Raw genomic sequence first — 18344 nt, forward strand, 5'->3', positions numbered from 1 at the left:
GGGTGTAAGCACGATGGCTTTCAACCTCAACGGTTTCAACTTTAACCAATCGGTTGTGGATTCGCAAGGTCGCGTGATTGGAACTTGGGCTGATATTATCAACCGCGCTAACCTGGGTATGGAAGTAATGCACGAGCGCAATGCTCACAACTTCCCTCTGGATTTGGCTGCTGGTGTTTCTGCTCCGGTTGCTATGACTGCTCCTGCTATCAATGGCTAAGTTTAGTGTTTAGCTAATCGAAAAGCGCTCTCCTAAAAGGGGGGCGCTTTTTGGTTTTTATGCAAAAAGGCAATAATTTATATTGACTAATATATATAGTTATGGTATTTAAGTGAAATTCGATCGCACAATTTTTGAGTTTTCGATCGCGGAACAGAACCTAAATTTTTTTAGAAGAAAATATTAAAGCGATCGCTCTTCTAATACCTAAATTTTAAATTTTGTTAAATAGCTCGTAGAGGTTTGAATCAAAGAAGCCTGAAAATCAAAGATCTCAGAAGTAAGCAATCTGAAGTGGGTGCAGCGAGAGTTGCACCCACGCTTGTGAATAAGGAAAACTTTAATAGGTTACTTATTTCGCTTATTTTCCAATCCAAATATTTGTGGAACTTTTGATATGCCATCAGAAACAGATGCACAAGGTACAAATACTCACGCCAAAGTTCGCCTGTTGCTAGCTTTGTGGGATTTAGGAGGAGCGCAGCAGGAAGTGGCGACGGGACAGCTAACGAGAAGAATTGTACCCAAGGGTGGGAAAAAGGGAGATTTTCAAGAGCTTTTCGATGTGTTGCAGGGAGAAGGTGCGATCGAAGTTTCCAAGAAGGGATACAAAATGCCTGCAAAAGGCGTTGAGATGTTGAGCGGTATTTTGAAAAGTCCGGATTTCCGTTTTCGCAGCCAAGTTGGTGCAAAAACGGCAAATGCGCTGTTGAAGTGGATCGGCGCGGGGGGAACTCTAGGTGATGGAGGTACTGCACCAGCTGCTGCGGGTAAGGGAGTAGAGGGTGCGATCGCATCTTATGACGAGTTTAAGCAAGTAGCGTTGGATGTCTACGACAAACTCAACCGTGATTACAACTTGGATAACCTAGTGCCAATTTACAGGATACGTCGGGAGATTGGCGATCGGGTTTCGCGATCGGAGTTTAATGAGTGGATGCTGGAAATGCAGGCTAATGATGTTTTGCAACTGATGGGAGGAGCAATACCAGATAGCACCCCCGATAAACTTGAAGATTCAATTACCACCGAATTAAGCGGATTGCGCTACTATGCCAAGCGCTTGAATTCCTAAATTTTAACCTGTCTTTTTGGCAATTTTATTCCTCACACACATCGATATGACTAGCTTTGCTCCTTCTGAAATTGAAAAAATTAACGCTGCTATCCAAAGTTACAATCCTTTTGCAGTCAAAGGTGCTGCTGTTAGAATTCCTAATGTTTGGGGTCAGGCATTTCCCGATATTCCAAGTTTAAATGCCCATGCCTCCGACGCTGTTTTTCAAGCAATTAAACAAGTTTCTGTTGGTAAAGGTCAAGTAACGTCTCTCGCTATAAATGCGGAACAAGGACTAGGTAAGACACATCTTATTAGTCGCATTCGCCACCGTTTACAAGCTGATGGAGGTGCTTTATTTGTTTATGCTAGTGGCAGTAAGTTTTCTGATTTAAACCGAATTCACTACCAATTTTTACAAATTTTAGGAGATAGTTTCAATCAAATTGGTAGCCAAGGGGTAAAGCAGTGGCAAGAACTAGCTACCGCTATGTTGAACCAAGTTGTCAAAAAGCCTCTATCTCCAAAAGAAGCTATTGAAAGGTTTCCTGACATTCTGCAAGAGTATGGTATGGATAGCCTCACGCAAGAAATTTGTGAATTAAAACCGCAAATTAGCGATCCTGATATTGTACGGGCTATATTATGGACACTTTCAAAAAATCATGCACTTCACGCGATTAAATGGTTATCAGGAAATGATTTAGCTGAAGCTAAAGCAGCCTTGCTGGAACTGCCAAATCCAGATAAGGATGATAGAGAAACCAAAGCTTTCGATAAAGTTTTGCAAATATTAAGCTTGATCGGTGACTATAGTGCGCTCATTATTTGTTTCGACGAACTAGAAATATCGAAATTTGACGATGGTGGTCTTTCATTAGCACAAATAGTAGCATCTGAATTAGTTAAGAATTTGTTTGATAGCCTCAGTCTAGGAACTGGCAGTCGAGGGGTAGTAATTTTAACAGTTATGATTCCTGATATATGGACGCTGAAAATAAAAGCGCTACCAGGCGGTATACCTTATAAAGTTTCAACAGGAACTCCAGAGCCGATAGAGTTAAAACCTATAGATGCCGACTCTATAGTTGAGTTAGTCAATTTATGGATGAAAGAATTTTACCAAAGCAAAAATTTAATTCCTCACCATCCTTTATATCCCTTTGAGGAAACCAAGCTAAGAGAACTGGCAAAAGAAAGACCAGCAGTAAGAAAAGTTTTGCACTGGTGTGAAGCGCATTTTCAAGTTCCAGGCGATGGAGATGACAAAAGATTTAAAATCGATCCTGTCGAGGCCGCATTTAATAATGAATTATTAAGTGTTGAGGCATCTATAGACAACTTACTTGATGATAAAACAGCAGTTGCTAATGCTTTATCTTTGGTGTTTTGCAGGCTGATTGGTCAGACAAGAGAACAGGTAAAAATCGATAAAATTGAGGCAATTAAATCGAAAACTTCCGAAAAAAGCTACAACCTTGATTTCAAGATTATCGGTGTAGAAAACGGAAAAAATATAGCAATTGGAGTAATGGTTTTGCAATTGTCTGCTGGGATAGGTGTACAAGCTGGATTAAAACGTTTAATTGACTACAAAAAGTTTAAATTGACTCGCGGTTGCTTAGTGCGTTCTAAACAAATTAATGACACCGCTGCTAAAGCCAACGCCTATTTAACAGAACTTTTATCCCCTCAGTTGGGCGGCGAATGGGTAAAACTTACTAAAGACAACATTAAACCGCTGCTAGCTATTCAGTCTGTTTATTTGAGTCGGTTAGATTACGAACTGAGTGAGGAACAGATTTTTGAGTTTATTGCTAACAGAACAGAAATAGCTAATAATTATCTCATTTGCGAGATTTTGAGCGATCCATCTGGGATAATTCCTACAGGTTTAGCACCACAATGAGGCTATCAAATTCAATTAGAATTAAAAGGCTAAGAGATAATCGCTACCGAGGAGTTTATGAGTACCTTACCAACAAAACTACCTACTGATACTTGGGTTGTAGCAACATGGGATGAATTTATCCAAACTGTTGAAGACCCTGCTTATCAAAAAGCGAAAGGCTATTACTACAAAGGACAAATGAGGATTGAAACCATGTCAGTAGGCCCAGATCATGCCAAGGATAATGGAATTATTGCTACTACTGTTACCTTGTTCGGTGCTATCAAAGGTATACCTCTCAATTGCTTAGATAATTGTAGCTATCGAAAAACAGGTATTCGTGAGTGCCAACCAGATATATCATATTATGTTGGAGAACGATCGCAACTTGCTCCCACAGGCACATCAATTGCCAACCTCGACGTTATTCCACCGCCAGACATAGCGATCGAAATATCTGATAGCACATTGGCAGATGATAAAGGTGAAAAACGTTTACTTTATGAAGATACGGGAGTGGCGGAATATTGGATAGTTGATGTACAAAAAGCTGAAATAATTGCTTTTGAAATTATCCCGAACGGCGGAAGCAGAAGAATTACTCAATCTCAAATATTACCTGGCTTAGAAATGGCGGTATTAGAAGAAACATTGCGGCGCAGTCGCCAAATGTCACACTCGCAAGTAGTAGCTTGGTTATTAACTCAATTTCAATCATAAAAGTTGTATGTCATCATTCTATCTTGACAATGCACTGAGGCTACCTGCGCCAGATGTAGAAGCGTTAATTCAAGGGCGATCGATCTCTGCTACACCTCGATCTTTTCTTGATGTAGGAAAAGTATTTGCTCTTTATCCTACAGATGTCTCGAATAACTTGTTACCAGTCGAACAGCAGTATCGATCGAGCTTTTTAACCGTTGCCAAAAACACCATTTCCCAATTACACCCTGAAGGAGTAATCATTAAAGCTTGGGCTAGATGCGAATTGTGCCAAATTCTCGATAAATCTGAAGCATTAGAAGTTTTATCACCGCTAACAATTTGGACGATAGACGCATTGCAACAAATCCTCGCCAAACGTCCCTATATTTTTCTAGCTTATCTGCGCGTTTATTTGCTACCAGAATCACTGGTAATGTCTGCGGATAGCCAGGGGCAATTTGTGGCTTTACCTAAATCTATCAGTGTTAGCGATAATTCGCCAATTTTGAGCGAGCGCATTTTCTCCCAACGCCGTCACCAGCTAGAACATCGACTTCCACCAGAACATCCAGAATTGGAAGAATTGCAAAGTGAGATCGCGCAACTCTCCCTTATCCAATCAGATGCTAAAAAACTAGATGAACAACTTAAATTATTTTTAGGCTGGTCTGAATTTACAACGTTAGATAACTACGATCGAAATTTAGATTGGATTAATAAAATAGCCAAAGTTGGAAATTCCAGCGATGGTGACGAATTTGAAAAAATAGTTCGTAAAAGCTTCATCAAACTTGGATTCTCCAACTCCAATAAAAACCCAAAAGCAAGCCTCGATCCAAATTCAACTGGTGGTGCTGGTGGGTTAGATTTCTATTGCGAAACACCTTATCAAGTCGTAGGCGAATGCAAAGCTACAAAAACGGAAATAGTAACTGATGGAACGCCAGCACAACTTGTCAAGTTGGGATACAAGCACCTTCAAGAGGAATATGACAATTGCATCAAAATAATTCTGGCTGCTGGTGAATTAAATAATCACGCTAACAAAACCGCTATCGGCAACAAAATGAATGTAATACGACCTGAAACTTTACAAAGATTAGTTGAACTTAAAGCAAATTATGAAGGCTCAATTAACTTGCTAGATTTGAAGAAGTGTTTACAAAGCGAACCATTTGGTATAGTAGATGATAAAGTAAACGCTTACATAGAGAAAGTTAAGCAAGATATCAAGCTGCGATCGCATATTGTCGAAGCAGTCAAACAACTGGGTGAATCAGGGAGCGGACATTTAACAGCCGAAGTTCGTGTCCAATATAATGCTGTGTTTAAGGAAAAGGAACAAACCTTTAAGCCAGAGGATTTACGATTGGTTCACGAATTACTTTTAGAACTTTCTTCGCCTTTAGTTGGTTATTTAGGACGTAAAAAAGGTAATGATTGGCAGAGCGATCGCTTTTACTTTCTCCGTGATTTGATTATAGAAAATTTATGAAATGTCTAACCTCCAAAAATGGACAAACCAAACCAGGGTTAGTTACAGTAACCCTAGAAAGAGACGAATCGATCGTCATTATCAAAAAAGTACCAGCCGAAGTTTGCGATAACTGCGGCGAATATTACTTAAGTGATGATGTTACAGCGCAAGTATGGCAACGGACAGAAATAGGAATGAAGAAGGGAGCATAAGTAGAAATTATTCAATATGCAGTGTAAAAATTTTATATTTTAGAAATTAAGCTAATGAATAAAACAAATGAAAAAAGCATCGAAGAAATTTTTTCTGAGGGAACCTCGATCGAGCTTTGAATCGAGCAGTCCAGAAAGCTGTTTGGAAACACAAAGTTTTAGGTAATCCCATAGCTGCGTGGCGAAATGGTAAAGTAGTCTGGATACTTCCTGAAGAAATTTCTATCCCAGAGAATTCATCGTCTTTAAATAACCAGTATAAATAGGCGGTAATTGCGGTAAATTAATTTTATATAGGGAGCGCTTCTACTTTCTGCGCGAGATGTCAAGCGACTGAGGTAAAATGAAAATTATACTTGAAAATGCAGCAACGATACAAGATATGGATGATATTCAACCGGGAACCCTTGAGAAACTGGCCAAATTGCAAAGTCAGTATCCTGGAGCGGTAGATATATTTAAATTGAAAGATTGTCAGAATCCAGGTGAAGCTGATAATGCAGTTGAGAAATATATCGAATTGGTTTACAGTAAACTAAACTTGCGATCGTACCTTGTGCAGTTAGTCAAGGATATTTTAAAGAAAAGTAATACAGAAAGTGTTAAGTTTAGTGAATTGCAAATCTTTTATGCCAGTGCTGACGCACCACCGCCTTTTTTAAATCGGGAAGAATTGCACGGGGTACTGATGGAACTTTGCTCGCCCCTGACAGGCTACTTAGGATGTGATGAAGGTGAGGATATCGATAGCGATCGCTTTTACTATCTGCGGGACTTAGAAGTAATATAAAAACATTTTTCCGGATCGGGATGAGTTAAATAAGTAAAATTGCTGCAATTTGGCATATCCACCTGTACAGCAAACTCAAGCAGACAGAAAACAGCTATTGTAGAGAGGTTTCCGCAAACCTCTTTACAATATCTTGGTGTTAAGCTCGATCGCTGCTAAAATCAATATTTCGATCCTCAGTACAACCTTATGGGCAACATCTTCGGTCATCTATTTCGCATCACTACATTTGGCGAATCCCACGGCGGCGGCGTGGGAGTCGTAATTGATGGTTGCCCACCCCGACTGGAAATATCTGCCGAAGAGATTCAAGTAGAATTAGACAGGCGGCGTCCGGGACAAAGCAAAATCGTCACTCCGCGCAAAGAAAGCGACACCTGCGAAATCCTTTCAGGCGTGTTTGAAGGCAAAACGCTGGGAACGCCGATCGCAATTTTGGTGAAAAATCAAGATACGCGCCCGCAAGATTACGATGAAATGGCACAGAAATATCGCCCTTCCCACGCCGATGCTACCTACGACGCTAAGTACGGTATCCGCAACTGGCAGGGTGGCGGCAGATCCTCAGCACGAGAGACAATAGGCAGAGTGGCAGCAGGCGCGATCGCTAAAAAAATTCTTAAACAGTTCGCTAACGTAGAAATAATCGGCTATGTTAAGCGAATTAAAGACCTAGAAGGCGTCGTCGATCCTAATACCGTCACGATGGAACAGGTAGAAAGCAACATAGTCCGCTGTCCGGATGGCGAATGTGCCGATCGGATGATCGAACTAATCGAAGAAGTGCGGCGAGCCGGCGATTCGATCGGCGGCGTTGTAGAATGTGTGGCGAGGAACTTACCTAAAGGCTTAGGCGAGCCAGTATTCGATAAACTAGAGGCAGACCTAGCGAAGGGTGTTATGTCCTTGCCTGCGAGTAAAGGGTTTGAAATAGGCTCTGGATTTGCAGGTACGCTGCTTACGGGCAGCGAGCATAATGATGAATTTTATATCGACTCCAGCGGCAATATTCGCACTGCGACTAACCGTTCTGGTGGCATTCAGGGTGGCATTTCTAACGGCGAAAACATTATTATGCGAGTGGCATTCAAACCTACAGCTACTATTCGTAAAGAGCAGCGTACCGTGACTCGTGAAGGCGAACAGACAACACTCGCCGCCAAAGGACGGCACGATCCTTGCGTTTTACCTAGAGCCGTGCCTATGGTAGAAGCAATGGTTGCTTTAGTGCTGTGCGATCATTTGTTACGGCACCAGGGGCAATGCGGCACCTTGAAATTTGAAGATGCAGATGGAAACTAGCCCTTCTTCCGAATTTGTTGTTCAGTTCTGGGGCGTCCGAGGTAGCATACCCACCCCTGGAAACCAAACCGCACGCTATGGCGGCAACACCTCCTGTATAGAAATGCGGGTAGGTGGCAAGCGCCTCATCTTTGACGGCGGTAGCGGCTTGCACGTATTGGGTAGAACTTTACTTAAAGAAATGCCTGTAGAGGCATATATGTTTTTTACCCATTACCACTGGGATCACATCCAAGGAGTGCCCTTTTTTACCCCAGCTTTTATCAAAGGCAATTGCTTCCATATATATGGAGCGGTGCCGCAAGATGGGGGTTCGATGAAACAGCATTTCATCGAAAGAGTACTCCATCCGAATTCCCCAGTGCCTCTAGAAGGAATGCAGGCAGATTTGAAATTCTACGATATGGTATGCGGGGATACCATAACCTTAGATGATATTACTATTGAAACAGGGCCGCTCAACCACCCGAATGGCGCGATGGGATATCGAGTGACATGGCAGGGACACTCAGTATTTTACTGCACCGATACAGAACATTTCCCCGATCGCATGGATGAAAATGTGCTGCACCTAGCCCGCGAAGCAGACTTTTTGATTTACGATTCCATGTACACCGATGCCGAGTATCATAACCCAAAATCTCCCAAAGTGGGCTGGGGACACTCTACCTGGGAAGAAGGAGTAAAAATAGCTGAGGCAGCTGGGGTGAAAACATTTGTGAAATTTCACCACGAACCCGGTCACAGCGATGATTTTCTCGATCAACTCAAAGAGAAAATGTTAGCAGTTTCCCCCACTGCTGTGCTAGCTCAAGAGGGAATGATTTTGAAAGTGGTGTGAAAAAGTCAAAAGTCAAAAGTCAAAAGTCAAAACTCGAAAATCAAAAGTCAAAAGTCAAAAGTCAAAACTCGAAAATCAAAAGTCAAAAGTCAAAAGTCAAAAGTCAATCGGGAATTTTAGATTTTAGATGGGAAGAAAATCTAAAATCTAAAATTCTGATTGGGAGAGAAGCTGGAATGACGACAACAACGGATGCAAGAGAGTCGCTACCTTTACCCCCCGGTAATTTTGGTTTGCCGTTGATTGGGGAAACAGTCAGCTTTTTGCGCGATCGCAACTTTGTAAATAAGCGCCAAAAAAAATATGGGCAGATTTTCAAAACCCACATCATGGGGCGTCCTACCATATTTATGACAGGTGCGGAGGCGAACCGCTTCATCTTATCTAGCCATATGGATCGGTTTTCTTGGCGGGAAGGTTGGCCCGATACCTTCAAGGAACTGCTGGGCGAGTCGCTATTTTTGCAAGAAGGAGCGGAACATCAGCGCAACCGCAAATTGCTCATGCCAGCTTTTCACGGTAAAGCGCTGGGCAACTACCTGAGCGTCATGGAACGGATTACCCAGAATTATTTGCAAAAATGGGAGCGTCTGGGCAGCTTTGTTTGGTTTCCACAATTCAAACAACTGACTTTTGAAATTGCCAGTTTTCTACTTATCGGTAGCGAACCGGGAGAGCAGACAGCGCAACTGAGTCAATGGTTTACCGAACTAACTGATGGCTTTTTTACAGTGCCTTTGCGTTGGCCTTGGACTACCTACGGGCGGGCATTGCGGGCACGCGATCGCCTCCTCGCACACATCGAAAAAGCCGTGCTGCACAGGCAGCAAGAACCCGCACAGGATGCTTTGGGGTTGCTAGTTCAGAGTCGCGATGAAGAAGGCAACGGCTTGAGTATGCAAGAACTCAAAGTCCAAGCGCTGCTGATGCTGTTTGCAGGACACGAGACAACCACATCCATGCTCACTTCGTTTTGCATGGCACTAGCACAGCACCCCGACGTATGGACACGCGCCCGCGCCGAACAACAAAAGCTGGTGGGGAATGGTTCCCTGACGATCGAACAGATCAAACAAATGACCTATCTAGAGCAAGTGCTGCGGGAAGTGGAACGGCTTTATCCTCCAGTGGGCGGTGGTTTTCGCTGTGCGATCGAGCCATTTGAATTTAACGGTTATTATGTTCCCAAAGGTTGGCAGATTACCTACCGCATCCCGGAAACCCATCAAGATAGCCGCATTTTTAGCCAACCCGAACAATTCGATCCCGATCGTTTTAGCCCAGAACGCGCCGAACATAAAAAACAAGAGTTTAGCTTGGTAGGGTTTGGCGGTGGGCCGCGTATTTGTCTGGGGATAGCTTTTGCCCAAATGGAAATGAAAATTGTGGCGGCGCACCTGCTGCGTAACTATACCTGGGAATTGCTGCCCGAACAAAATCTCAGCTTGGATGCGGTGCCGATGCTGCACCCACGGGATGGGTTGCGGGTCAATTTTCGGCGGATTTAACTAAGCCGATGGAGTGTTCTAAATATTTATTGAAAACATACCCATTTATACCCAATTAATATAATATGGGTAGATGAAATTATCAGAATACGAATTTATGGTTGGCGGAGGGCAAAACGAAAAACAGAGAAAATCATTGCCGAACTGCATTATGATGGGAGAAAGGAATGAGGTTGGTAGAGCGTCATATTATTAAAATAGGTCATAAATTCTACAAAGAAATAGACGATTTAGCATGGCGTTCCAAGAACCTTTATAACTACGCCAACTATTTAGTGAGGCAGTCATTTATTTGTGAAAACAAATACCTGAATAATGCTGCGGTTTTTCACTTAGTAAAACATCATGAGTCTTATACTGCTTTACCAAGAAAGGTCAGCAATCAAGTATTGATGGTTTTACACCGAAATTGGAAATCGTTTTTTGAAGCACAAAAAGCTTATAAACAAAACCCTTCAAGGTTTCAAGGTCGCCCAAAGTTACCGAAATACAAAGATAAAGGCAAGGGACGAAACCTTGTAATTTACGAACAAGGAGCAATTTCCAAACCTCTACTAAAAAAAGGAGTAATTAAATTATCTCAAACTGAAATAAGCTTGACTACAAAAGCAAACGATGTTAAAGAAGTGCGCCTAATTCCTCAGTGTGGGCAATATGTAATTGAAGTGGTGTATTCTCAAGACATAAATCCACAACAATTGAACCCTAATTGGGTAGCAGGTATTGATATAGGTCTAGATAATTTAGCGGCCTTAACTTCAAACAAGCAGGGATTCAAACCAGTTCTTGTTAACGGGCGACCACTGAAATCTATCAACCAACAATACAACAAAACCAAAGCTCGTTTGCAATCGCACCTGATGGACAACGCTAAAACATCACGTCGCATTCAAGCTTTGACTTGTCAACGCAACAACCGAATTGATAATTATCTACATAACGCTAGTAGATGGATTATTGATTACTTGGTTAGCGTTGGTATTGGTACATTAGTTATTGGAAAAAACGACCAATGGAAACAAAAAATCAACTTGGGCGCAACAACTAATCAGAACTTCGTGAGTATCCCCCATGCACGATTTATCGAGCAATTAAAATACAAAGCTGAATTAGTTGGGCTCGCTATTTTGATTAATGAAGAAAGCTATACTTCGGCTTCATCGTTTTTAGACTTAGATCCAATCCCGGTTTATCAAGAAGGCGTAAAACATAGCTTTAATGGTAGACGGATCGAAAGAGCTTGGTATAAATCTGCCAATGGAAAACTTATCCATGCAGATATCAACGCCAGTCTGAACATAATAAGAAAGGTAGTCCCTGCGGCTTTTAGCTTAGGGATAGAGGGTATTGCAGTTTGCCCTTCTCGGATTACTCCGGGTAAAGTAGCAATTTAGGATATTTGTCCATAAAGCTACTAACTGTGAATGGGCAGTAAAATTTGCGAGGGGAAATTCGCGCCACTTTGTACTGTCACGGTAATAATTTGAGCGTCAATTAAACGAGTTTCGGCAGGTAAGTCACCAGTTCCGGGGTTGACGGGATAAGCGGGAAAGCAAGCTGCACTCAAACTCAGGCGCAATCGATTACCTCTGGCAATTCTCATACAAGTTGGTTGAAGGGAAATTGTCAACGGTGCTGTTTTTCGATCGGGTTCGACTCGCACGTATCCTTGCGTAAAATTGTAGACGCTGCCATTAGTTTGCACTTGGGAAAGTACGGCACACAAATCAAAACTCGGTTTATCTGCTGTGCAGTAAACTTCTACCGCCACGTCTCCAGCTATGTGCAAATCTTCTGTTAACGGTGGCGATGTGTAAGTTACAACATCTGTACGACAGTCGATCGCACTGCGATCGAACGCACCGGGCGGATTGCTAGCATGACCTCCCAAAGCGGGAACCGGTCGCCAAGGATCGTGTACGAATACATCCTGGGATTTTAGATTTTCTGCTGCTTGCTCTTTTCTGACTAATTTACCCGCGTCATCCCGCAAATTGGCTAAACCGTTACTTGACAAAAATAAAGGTTGATGATTATTTGTCGGCCATTTTTCAAAAGATTGCCACAAATTACTGCCCATTTCAAATAGACACACCGGTAATTCTTTCAATAATCCCGTATCTTTGCCTTTAAGAAATTGGTCAAACCAGCGAATTTGCAAAAGATCGATCGGATTGACAGCAGCCGCACCGTAGTCTAACGCACCTACTTTCCGTCCCCAAGGTAGATGCGCCCAAGGGCCAATTAACAAATATTGAGGAAAAGCGCTGCGGGATGCCATTTCTTTATATAAATGCAGCGTACCGCGCAGGTAAGTATCGAACCATCCCCCCATATGCAACATGGGCATATCTACTTTTTGAAAATAGCTTTTTGGTGCAAGTTTTTGCCAATATTTATCCGGTTTGGGATGATTTAACCAATCGTGATAAAAAGAGTCAGGTGCTAGAGTTTTCAATATTTCCGGATGGGCGGGAATTAAGTCAGATAAAGGTAAATTGCGATAAGCGCTGTAAAGAGCTTGATAAGTTTTTTCATCTTTTTGCAAACGAGCGGTTTCTGCTGCTAGCTGAATCGCCCAACTCAAGTTATCTTGCCAACGAAATGCTCCGCCTTCATAAGCCCAATCGGTATATAAATCGTAGCCAATCATCGCAGGGCAAATAGTTTTTAAGGCGGGTGGCTTTGCGGCGGCGGCATAGAGTTGGGTCATGCCTTGGTAGGAAAAACCATACATCCCGACTTGGCCACTGCTACCGGGTAGTTGCGCTGCCCAATTAACAGTATCGAAACCGTCTTCTATTTCGCGGGCAAACAGTTTAAATTCGCCTTCTGATGTACCGCGTCCGCGCACATCTTGAATGACGACGATGTAACCTTGGGATGCGTACCAAGAGGGGTGGGCGTAGACGACTGTAGATGCGATCGCTCTCCCATAAGGTTGCCGCATCAGCAATACCGGATAAGTACCTTTGCTATCGGGTCGGTAGATATCGGCAAAAAGACGCACCCCGTCTCTGGTTAACATCGAAACTGTTTCTTTGGTCATTGGGTATTGGACATTGGGCACTGGTCTTGCTAGGTAGGGTGGGCATTGCCAACCTACTCGCTTAAGTAGCAAAAATACCATAAGAAATAACGCATGACCAATGACTCATAACTAATGACTTATTATTTAGCAGGGAACCAACGCATCTGCACGACCGAGAACTCTTAAATCCTCCTCATCCAATTCCACGGGTGTGCCGCTGCGGATCAATTCTACAAAGTCTTCGTTGGGAACCATAAAACAAAGGGCGTATAAACGTTGGGAACCTGTATTTTCAATTACGTGAGTTGCGGTTGGCGGTACTAATATGCTGTCTCCGGCGCGGATAGGGACTGTTTTGCCATCGCAGCTTGCTCTGCCTTCTCCTTTGAGGATAAAAAACATTTCTACAGCTAGATTATGTCGATTGGGGGGAGTTTTACCGCCGACATCAAAAATTTCTACGCACAAAGTTAAGGATACATTAGCACTTGCCGGATCGAAGACGATCGCTAACCGATTGGTATCGCGAGGACTGATGCGATACGCTTGATAGTCTCTGGGAGATTTAGCGACCGGAATCATGCAACGATTATTCATTTATTATGCGTCCTTTGTTATCGATCGGTTGTCAGTTGTCAGTTGTCAGTTGTTAAGAAATGACAACTGACAAGTAACTAATTAGTAATTGCTTTTAAGATAGCTTGAGAATCGGTGACGAAACCAAAACATTGTTTGACGTTATAAAGAGTGGCTTGCCAGCAATACTCCGGTGAAGTAGTGGCAGTGCAATCTTTGACTAAAATGCAATCATAACCGAGGAAATTAGCGTCTTGCAGTGTCGCCATTACGCATTGATCTGCATTCACTCCCCCAAAAAATAAAGTAGTTTTTCCCAGATTCCGCAGGATACTATCCAAAGGTGTATCCCAAAAACCGCTCATTCTGTATTTATCGACACGGATATCTTCTGGTTTTTGTTGTAATTCATCGACAACAGCAGCTGCCCAACTGCCGGCGATCAGAACTTTAGCACCGTTGCCCGGTAGAGGATCGCCCAAACCAACACCATCGCCTGTAGGATTGTAAACGTGGCGCAGTCCGGCACTAATATTCATTAAGTCGGGACGGTTTCCCCAGTTAAGCCAAATTACGGGAACTTTGACATTTCGCAATTCTGGTAGGAGTGTTTGGAGGGGATTGATGGGAGTGCGTGCGGGTGTTACGTCTACGCCTATATGCGCCAACCAGCCATCGGGATGACAGAAATCATTCTGCATATCAATTACTAATATGGCGGCTTTTGCCAAATCCAGGCGCAGGGTTTTCGTTTCTGTCGCCAGGGTAATCGGTTGCGGTTCTACGGGTGGGCGGGTGATATCGGCTATTTCGGCATCAACTGCCCAAGCATTCGGGGGTACGCCCAAGGTACGCAGAGGGATCATAATAGTTTTGAGTTTTGAGTTTTGAGTTACAGGTTTGTTGTAGCTCAAAATCGAATTACACTTATATGTTGAATACTACTTTTTAGCGCCAAAACTCGTAAAATTTTCTAAATTCTTAATTTCAAGGTAAATTGCGTGACTTTTACTCTCCAGCAAGCTTTGATTCCGGTCGATCGCGGTTACTCTACCGTTGATGTGCAAGTGGTGGACGATCGCATCGCGGCGATCGCCCCCCATCTAGAGGCGATCGGTACTGTTGTAGATTGTCAAAACAAACTGCTACTCCCAGGTTTTGTCAACGCCCACACCCATTCCTCGGAAATGTGGCAGCGAGGAGCAATTCGTCCCGTTCCGCTGGAATTGTGGTTGGCGGAACTGTACGACTTTATACCCCTGGAAATCGAACATATTTACTTGACTGCTTTGGGTACGGCAGTAGAAACTTTATTGTCTGGAGGTACAAGCGTTGTCGATCACTTGGTTTTGATTCCTGGGAAAGAAATTGAAACTATTGCAACTGCGGTTCGCGCTTACAAAGAAGTTGGTATCCGCGCTTTTGTTGCCCCTCTCATTCAAGATGAATCTCTGACGGCTGGCGTTCCCTCTGGGGGTACGGAACAGGAACACGATGCTTATATTCGCTCGACAAGCGCAACTTTAGCATTAATACAAGATGCTGTAAATAAATTTCACAACCCGTCGGAAGGGGTGTATATTTTGGTTGCGCCAACGGGAATTCAATTGTGTTCGGATGCTTTGTTTACTGGGTGTGTAGAATTGAGCGATCGCTACAATCTTTGCCGCCATTCTCACCTGCTGGAAACGAAAGCTCAAGTATTGCTCGCGCAAGAAAAATACGGCTGTAGCGCCGTCGAACATTTGAAAAGGCTCGGCTATCTCAGTCCGCGCACTTCTTTAGCGCACTGCGTTCATTTAACCGATGACGATATCGCTATTTTGGCAGAAACTCAATCTACTGTTGTACACAATCCCCTCAGCAATCTGCGCTTGGGTAGCGGTATCGCACCGATTTTGAAATATCGGCAAGCGGGAGTAAATGTTTCTTTTGGTTGCGATGGTTCTGCCAGTAACGATTCGCAGGATTTGCTAGAAGCTATTAAAATTGGTTCTCTCCTCCACAACGTTACTGATTTAGATTATCAGCATTGGATAACGCCGCGTGAATCTGTAGAAATGGCATCTTTCGGCGGTGCTAAGGGATTGAACGTAGCAGATGAACTCGGTTCGCTGACTGTGGGGAAAAAAGCTGATTTTGTACTTTACGATCTTACCAATTTGTCGCTGTTGCCGCGCACCGACCCGATTGGTTTGTTGATTTTGGGGCGTCCGACTCAGGTAGTTGACAGCGTTTGGGTGAATGGTAAAAAAATTGTTGCGAATGGGCAAGTGACAGCTATTGATGTGGATAATTTAAGGAAGGAATTGTTCGATCGCAGCCAGTGGGTGACAAATCGTCAGTCTCAAACGCTTGATGAAATTGAAGCTCGTTATCGTAAGGTGATGGGATTGTCAGAAAAAAGCGGTTATTCTTAATTAGTTAGCAGTCAGTTGTCATTAGTTAATGAAAATAAACAATAATTAATGACAACTGAAAAATGACAAGCGAAAGAAATAAATTTCAATTTCGACTAGAGCGAGGATAAAAATTCATGAATAGAGAACAAAGACGGAAAGCGGCGAAAAATAAAGATAAGGGTAGTCAAGGTATTTTTGGCGGCTACAATAATTTGCCATCAGATGCTTTATCTTATGCGCTGTCGCTGCACAAAAGCGGACAATTGGCGCAGGCACAAACTATTTACGAACAAATACTTCAGTCGGAACCAAAAAATCCCAAGGCATTGAATGGTTTGGGTTTGCTCAAGTCGCAAAGAGGTGATGAAAAAGGGGCGATCGGTCTCATTTCTGCTGCTGTAAATGCGGAACCGGAAAATGTGGGATATTTAAATAATTTGGGAAATATATACAGAACAAAAAGGCAAGTTGATGAGGCTATTGAATGTTATCAAAAGGCCAGAAAAATTAATCCCAAATATGCGGAGACTCACTTTAATTTGGGTGTGGCGTTCACAGAAAAAGGGATGGTAAAGGAAGCGATCGAAGCTTTTGGAAACGCGGTGACTTTGAATCCGCAACATCCACGCGCTCATGTGGCGATGGGGCATTTATTTTTGGGAATTGGTTTGTTAGATGAAGCGATCGCATCTTACCAAAAAGGTCTATCGGTGGTGCCAAATTTCTTTGAAGCGCTCACATCTTTGGGGATGGCATTTTATCGGAGAGGCGATTTGAAATCGGCACAATCGGCTTATCAAAAAGCTTTGGAAATGAATCCTTACTCTACAGAAGCTCTTTCTAATATCGGTGCTGTTTTCTACGAACAAGGTAGAGTTGATGTGGCGCTTGCTTGTTATCGAGAAGTTGCTAAGTTAGAGCCTAAGAATCCCGATACTCAGATTAACATCGGTTTTATTTTGAATCAACAAGAACAAAATGAAGAAGCGGTAGAATGTTATAATAAGGCGCTAAAACAAGAACCAAAATCTCTCAAAGCAATGGCGGGTTTAGGTGAGGTATTCGCTAAGCAATCTCAATGGAATGAAGCAATAAAAGTTTATCAAAATATTCTCAAAATCAACGCAAATTCGGCTGAAGCTTGCGTGAATTTGGGGATTGGTTTGCGGGAAACTGGCGATGTCGAGGGAGCGATCGCACAATTCGATCGAGCCAGAAAAATCGATCCTAAAAATGTTAAAGCCTACGCGCATCTCGGTTTAGCGCTGCAAGAACGAGATAAAGCGGATGAAGCTTTATCGATTTTTGATTACTCCGGATTGGTGTCGAAATACCAATTCGATCGATTGTCAGGATGGGATGATTTAAGTGCTTACAATGCTGATTTAAAAAACTATATCTACAATCACCCTACTTTACTGAAAGATCGGATGGGGAAACCGATAAACAAAGGTCGGCAAACTTACGAAATATTTACCGATCGCACACCAGTTATGGTAGCATTACAGGAAATGGTAAATACTCATATTCGCGATTATTTAAGCAAATTCGTCACCGATGCCAAAAATGGTTATTTTTCTCAACTTCCATCGCAATGGAAATTGAGCGGTTGGGCTGTAGTGTTGGAACCGGAAGGATTTCAGAATTCCCATATTCACCCGGAAAGTTTTGTCAGCGGCGTTTATTATATTCAAATTCCGGATGCTGTGAAACAAAATAATCATGGTGAAGGCAATTTGAGTTTTGGAAATCTGTTTCCCAAGGTAGAAGAACAAGAAAAAATAGAAAAATATACTGTGAAACCAGAAGAAGGGTTGCTGGTTCTTTTTCCCTCCTATTTCTGGCATTCTACAATTCCGTTTAGCGGCGATAGCGATCGGGTTTGTATTTCTTTTAATGTCATACTTGGGTAAAGTGAGAAACCGGGTTTGTTAAGGAAATATCTAGAACTCTGGACTGGAATGAGTAAGAAACCCGGTTTCTCGCCCAAGCATCTCAACCTAAAGAGGAATTTTATGATGATTCTGGAAAATGACAGCACAGATAAGTCGCGATCGAATGATGACGAAGATCCGAAAAATCCAATTCCCACAGCTGCGGAAGAAGGATTTACTCCCGAAGAGGAGAAAGCCTTGCTGGAAAAGTGCGATCGCTTAATCGAAAAGTTTGAGGAACAAATGGAAGAAGAGGACAATTCAACCGATTTTCCAACACCGACATATCGCCTTTTTCCTGAATAAAAAACTCAGATTGCGTAGGGTGTGTCAGAGCGATAAAATTAATGATTATCCGGCAAATTATGCTAATTGACGCACCTTACAACTACAATTAA

General features: G+C 42.7%; 16 protein-coding genes and 1 pseudogene. 14 read left to right on the forward strand and 3 right to left on the reverse strand.

Annotated elements, in window-relative coordinates; genetic code table 11:
* The 11 genes and pseudogenes from ACE1CD_RS07615 to ACE1CD_RS07665 form a co-directional block, all read left to right on the forward strand.
* Positions 1-220 (forward strand): annotated as a pseudogene (locus ACE1CD_RS07615) (photosystem II q(b) protein); the annotation flags it as partial.
* A gap of 397 nt (positions 221-617) precedes the next feature.
* Positions 618-1295, forward strand: a complete 678-nt coding sequence (locus ACE1CD_RS07620) for a hypothetical protein (RefSeq protein WP_374822869.1) — start codon at positions 618-620, stop codon at positions 1293-1295.
* Positions 1296-1341: 46 nt separating this feature from the next.
* On the forward strand, positions 1342-3186 hold the full coding sequence (locus ACE1CD_RS07625; protein ID WP_374822872.1) for a P-loop NTPase fold protein: 1845 nt from the start codon (positions 1342-1344) through the stop codon (positions 3184-3186).
* Between the two features lie 57 nt (positions 3187-3243).
* Positions 3244-3888: a Uma2 family endonuclease gene (locus ACE1CD_RS07630; RefSeq protein WP_374822874.1), complete on the forward strand. Its 645-nt coding sequence runs from the start codon at positions 3244-3246 to the stop codon at positions 3886-3888.
* 7 nt (positions 3889-3895) lie between these two features.
* Positions 3896-5368 carry a DUF1802 family protein gene (locus tag ACE1CD_RS07635; RefSeq protein WP_374822877.1) on the forward strand — a complete coding sequence of 491 codons (1473 nt, stop codon included), beginning with the start codon at positions 3896-3898 and terminating at the stop codon, positions 5366-5368.
* On the forward strand, positions 5365-5562 hold the full coding sequence (locus ACE1CD_RS07640) for a type II toxin-antitoxin system MqsA family antitoxin (RefSeq protein WP_374822879.1): 198 nt from the start codon (positions 5365-5367) through the stop codon (positions 5560-5562). The genes ACE1CD_RS07635 and ACE1CD_RS07640 overlap by 4 nt, the downstream gene beginning before the upstream one ends.
* Before the next feature lie 343 nt (positions 5563-5905).
* Complete coding sequence (locus tag ACE1CD_RS07645) at positions 5906-6352, forward strand: hypothetical protein (protein WP_374822882.1); 447 nt, start codon at positions 5906-5908, stop codon at positions 6350-6352.
* Positions 6353-6541: 189 nt separating this feature from the next.
* Complete coding sequence (aroC, locus tag ACE1CD_RS07650) at positions 6542-7654, forward strand: chorismate synthase (RefSeq protein WP_374789692.1); 1113 nt, start codon at positions 6542-6544, stop codon at positions 7652-7654.
* Complete coding sequence (locus ACE1CD_RS07655; protein WP_374822885.1) at positions 7644-8495, forward strand: MBL fold metallo-hydrolase; 852 nt, start codon at positions 7644-7646, stop codon at positions 8493-8495. The genes aroC and ACE1CD_RS07655 overlap by 11 nt, the downstream gene beginning before the upstream one ends.
* 176 nt (positions 8496-8671) lie before the next feature.
* Positions 8672-10003 (forward strand): cytochrome P450, encoded by a 1332-nt coding sequence (locus ACE1CD_RS07660; protein ID WP_374822887.1) that lies wholly within the window; start codon positions 8672-8674, stop codon positions 10001-10003.
* 167 nt (positions 10004-10170) lie between these two features.
* Positions 10171-11397: an RNA-guided endonuclease InsQ/TnpB family protein gene (locus ACE1CD_RS07665; RefSeq protein WP_374789697.1), complete on the forward strand. Its 1227-nt coding sequence runs from the start codon at positions 10171-10173 to the stop codon at positions 11395-11397.
* A gap of 20 nt (positions 11398-11417) precedes the next feature.
* On the opposite strand, the gene ACE1CD_RS07670 is transcribed toward ACE1CD_RS07665, so the two are convergent.
* From ACE1CD_RS07670 to ACE1CD_RS07680, 3 genes are all read right to left on the reverse strand, one after another.
* Complete coding sequence (locus ACE1CD_RS07670; RefSeq protein WP_374822890.1) at positions 11418-13052, reverse strand: CocE/NonD family hydrolase; 1635 nt, start codon at positions 13050-13052, stop codon at positions 11418-11420.
* Between the two features lie 126 nt (positions 13053-13178).
* Complete coding sequence (locus ACE1CD_RS07675; protein ID WP_374789700.1) at positions 13179-13631, reverse strand: cupin domain-containing protein; 453 nt, start codon at positions 13629-13631, stop codon at positions 13179-13181.
* A gap of 77 nt (positions 13632-13708) precedes the next feature.
* Positions 13709-14476, reverse strand: coding sequence for a cysteine hydrolase family protein (locus tag ACE1CD_RS07680; RefSeq protein WP_374789701.1), 768 nt, complete (start codon positions 14474-14476; stop codon positions 13709-13711).
* Between the two features lie 135 nt (positions 14477-14611).
* Between ACE1CD_RS07680 and ACE1CD_RS07685 the strand changes: the two genes are divergently transcribed.
* The 3 genes from ACE1CD_RS07685 to ACE1CD_RS07695 all read left to right on the forward strand — a co-directional run bounded on the left by ACE1CD_RS07685 (position 14612) and on the right by ACE1CD_RS07695 (position 18252).
* Positions 14612-16030 carry an amidohydrolase gene (locus tag ACE1CD_RS07685; protein ID WP_374789702.1) on the forward strand — a complete coding sequence of 473 codons (1419 nt, stop codon included), beginning with the start codon at positions 14612-14614 and terminating at the stop codon, positions 16028-16030.
* A gap of 116 nt (positions 16031-16146) precedes the next feature.
* Entirely contained in the window at positions 16147-17925 is a 1779-nt protein-coding gene (locus tag ACE1CD_RS07690; protein WP_374789703.1) for a tetratricopeptide repeat protein, read from the forward strand.
* Positions 17926-18027: 102 nt separating this feature from the next.
* Positions 18028-18252: a hypothetical protein gene (locus tag ACE1CD_RS07695; protein ID WP_374822892.1), complete on the forward strand. Its 225-nt coding sequence runs from the start codon at positions 18028-18030 to the stop codon at positions 18250-18252.
* Positions 18253-18344: the final 92 nt, after the last annotated feature.

Origin of the sequence: Aerosakkonema sp. BLCC-F183 (assembly GCF_041929145.1) — a bacterium.
Classification (GTDB): domain Bacteria; phylum Cyanobacteriota; class Cyanobacteriia; order Cyanobacteriales; family Aerosakkonemataceae; genus Aerosakkonema.

Excerpts from the sequence above, each read along its gene's own strand:
- ACE1CD_RS07620 (WP_374822869.1), top strand. The coding sequence starts at position 618 with ATGCCATCAGAAACAGATGCACAAGGTACAAATACTCACGCCAAAGTT.
- ACE1CD_RS07625 (WP_374822872.1), top strand. The coding sequence starts at position 1,342 with ATGACTAGCTTTGCTCCTTCTGAAATTGAAAAAATTAACGCTGCTATC.
- ACE1CD_RS07630 (WP_374822874.1), top strand. The coding sequence starts at position 3,244 with ATGAGTACCTTACCAACAAAACTACCTACTGATACTTGGGTTGTAGCA.
- ACE1CD_RS07635 (WP_374822877.1), top strand. The coding sequence starts at position 3,896 with ATGTCATCATTCTATCTTGACAATGCACTGAGGCTACCTGCGCCAGAT.
- ACE1CD_RS07640 (WP_374822879.1), top strand. The coding sequence starts at position 5,365 with ATGAAATGTCTAACCTCCAAAAATGGACAAACCAAACCAGGGTTAGTT.
- ACE1CD_RS07645 (WP_374822882.1), top strand. The coding sequence starts at position 5,906 with ATGAAAATTATACTTGAAAATGCAGCAACGATACAAGATATGGATGAT.
- aroC (WP_374789692.1), top strand. The coding sequence starts at position 6,542 with ATGGGCAACATCTTCGGTCATCTATTTCGCATCACTACATTTGGCGAA.
- ACE1CD_RS07655 (WP_374822885.1), top strand. The coding sequence starts at position 7,644 with ATGGAAACTAGCCCTTCTTCCGAATTTGTTGTTCAGTTCTGGGGCGTC.
- ACE1CD_RS07660 (WP_374822887.1), top strand. The coding sequence starts at position 8,672 with ATGACGACAACAACGGATGCAAGAGAGTCGCTACCTTTACCCCCCGGT.
- ACE1CD_RS07665 (WP_374789697.1), top strand. The coding sequence starts at position 10,171 with ATGAGGTTGGTAGAGCGTCATATTATTAAAATAGGTCATAAATTCTAC.
- ACE1CD_RS07670 (WP_374822890.1), bottom strand. The coding sequence starts at position 13,052 with ATGACCAAAGAAACAGTTTCGATGTTAACCAGAGACGGGGTGCGTCTT.
- ACE1CD_RS07675 (WP_374789700.1), bottom strand. The coding sequence starts at position 13,631 with ATGAATAATCGTTGCATGATTCCGGTCGCTAAATCTCCCAGAGACTAT.
- ACE1CD_RS07680 (WP_374789701.1), bottom strand. The coding sequence starts at position 14,476 with ATGATCCCTCTGCGTACCTTGGGCGTACCCCCGAATGCTTGGGCAGTT.
- ACE1CD_RS07690 (WP_374789703.1), top strand. The coding sequence starts at position 16,147 with ATGAATAGAGAACAAAGACGGAAAGCGGCGAAAAATAAAGATAAGGGT.
- ACE1CD_RS07695 (WP_374822892.1), top strand. The coding sequence starts at position 18,028 with ATGATGATTCTGGAAAATGACAGCACAGATAAGTCGCGATCGAATGAT.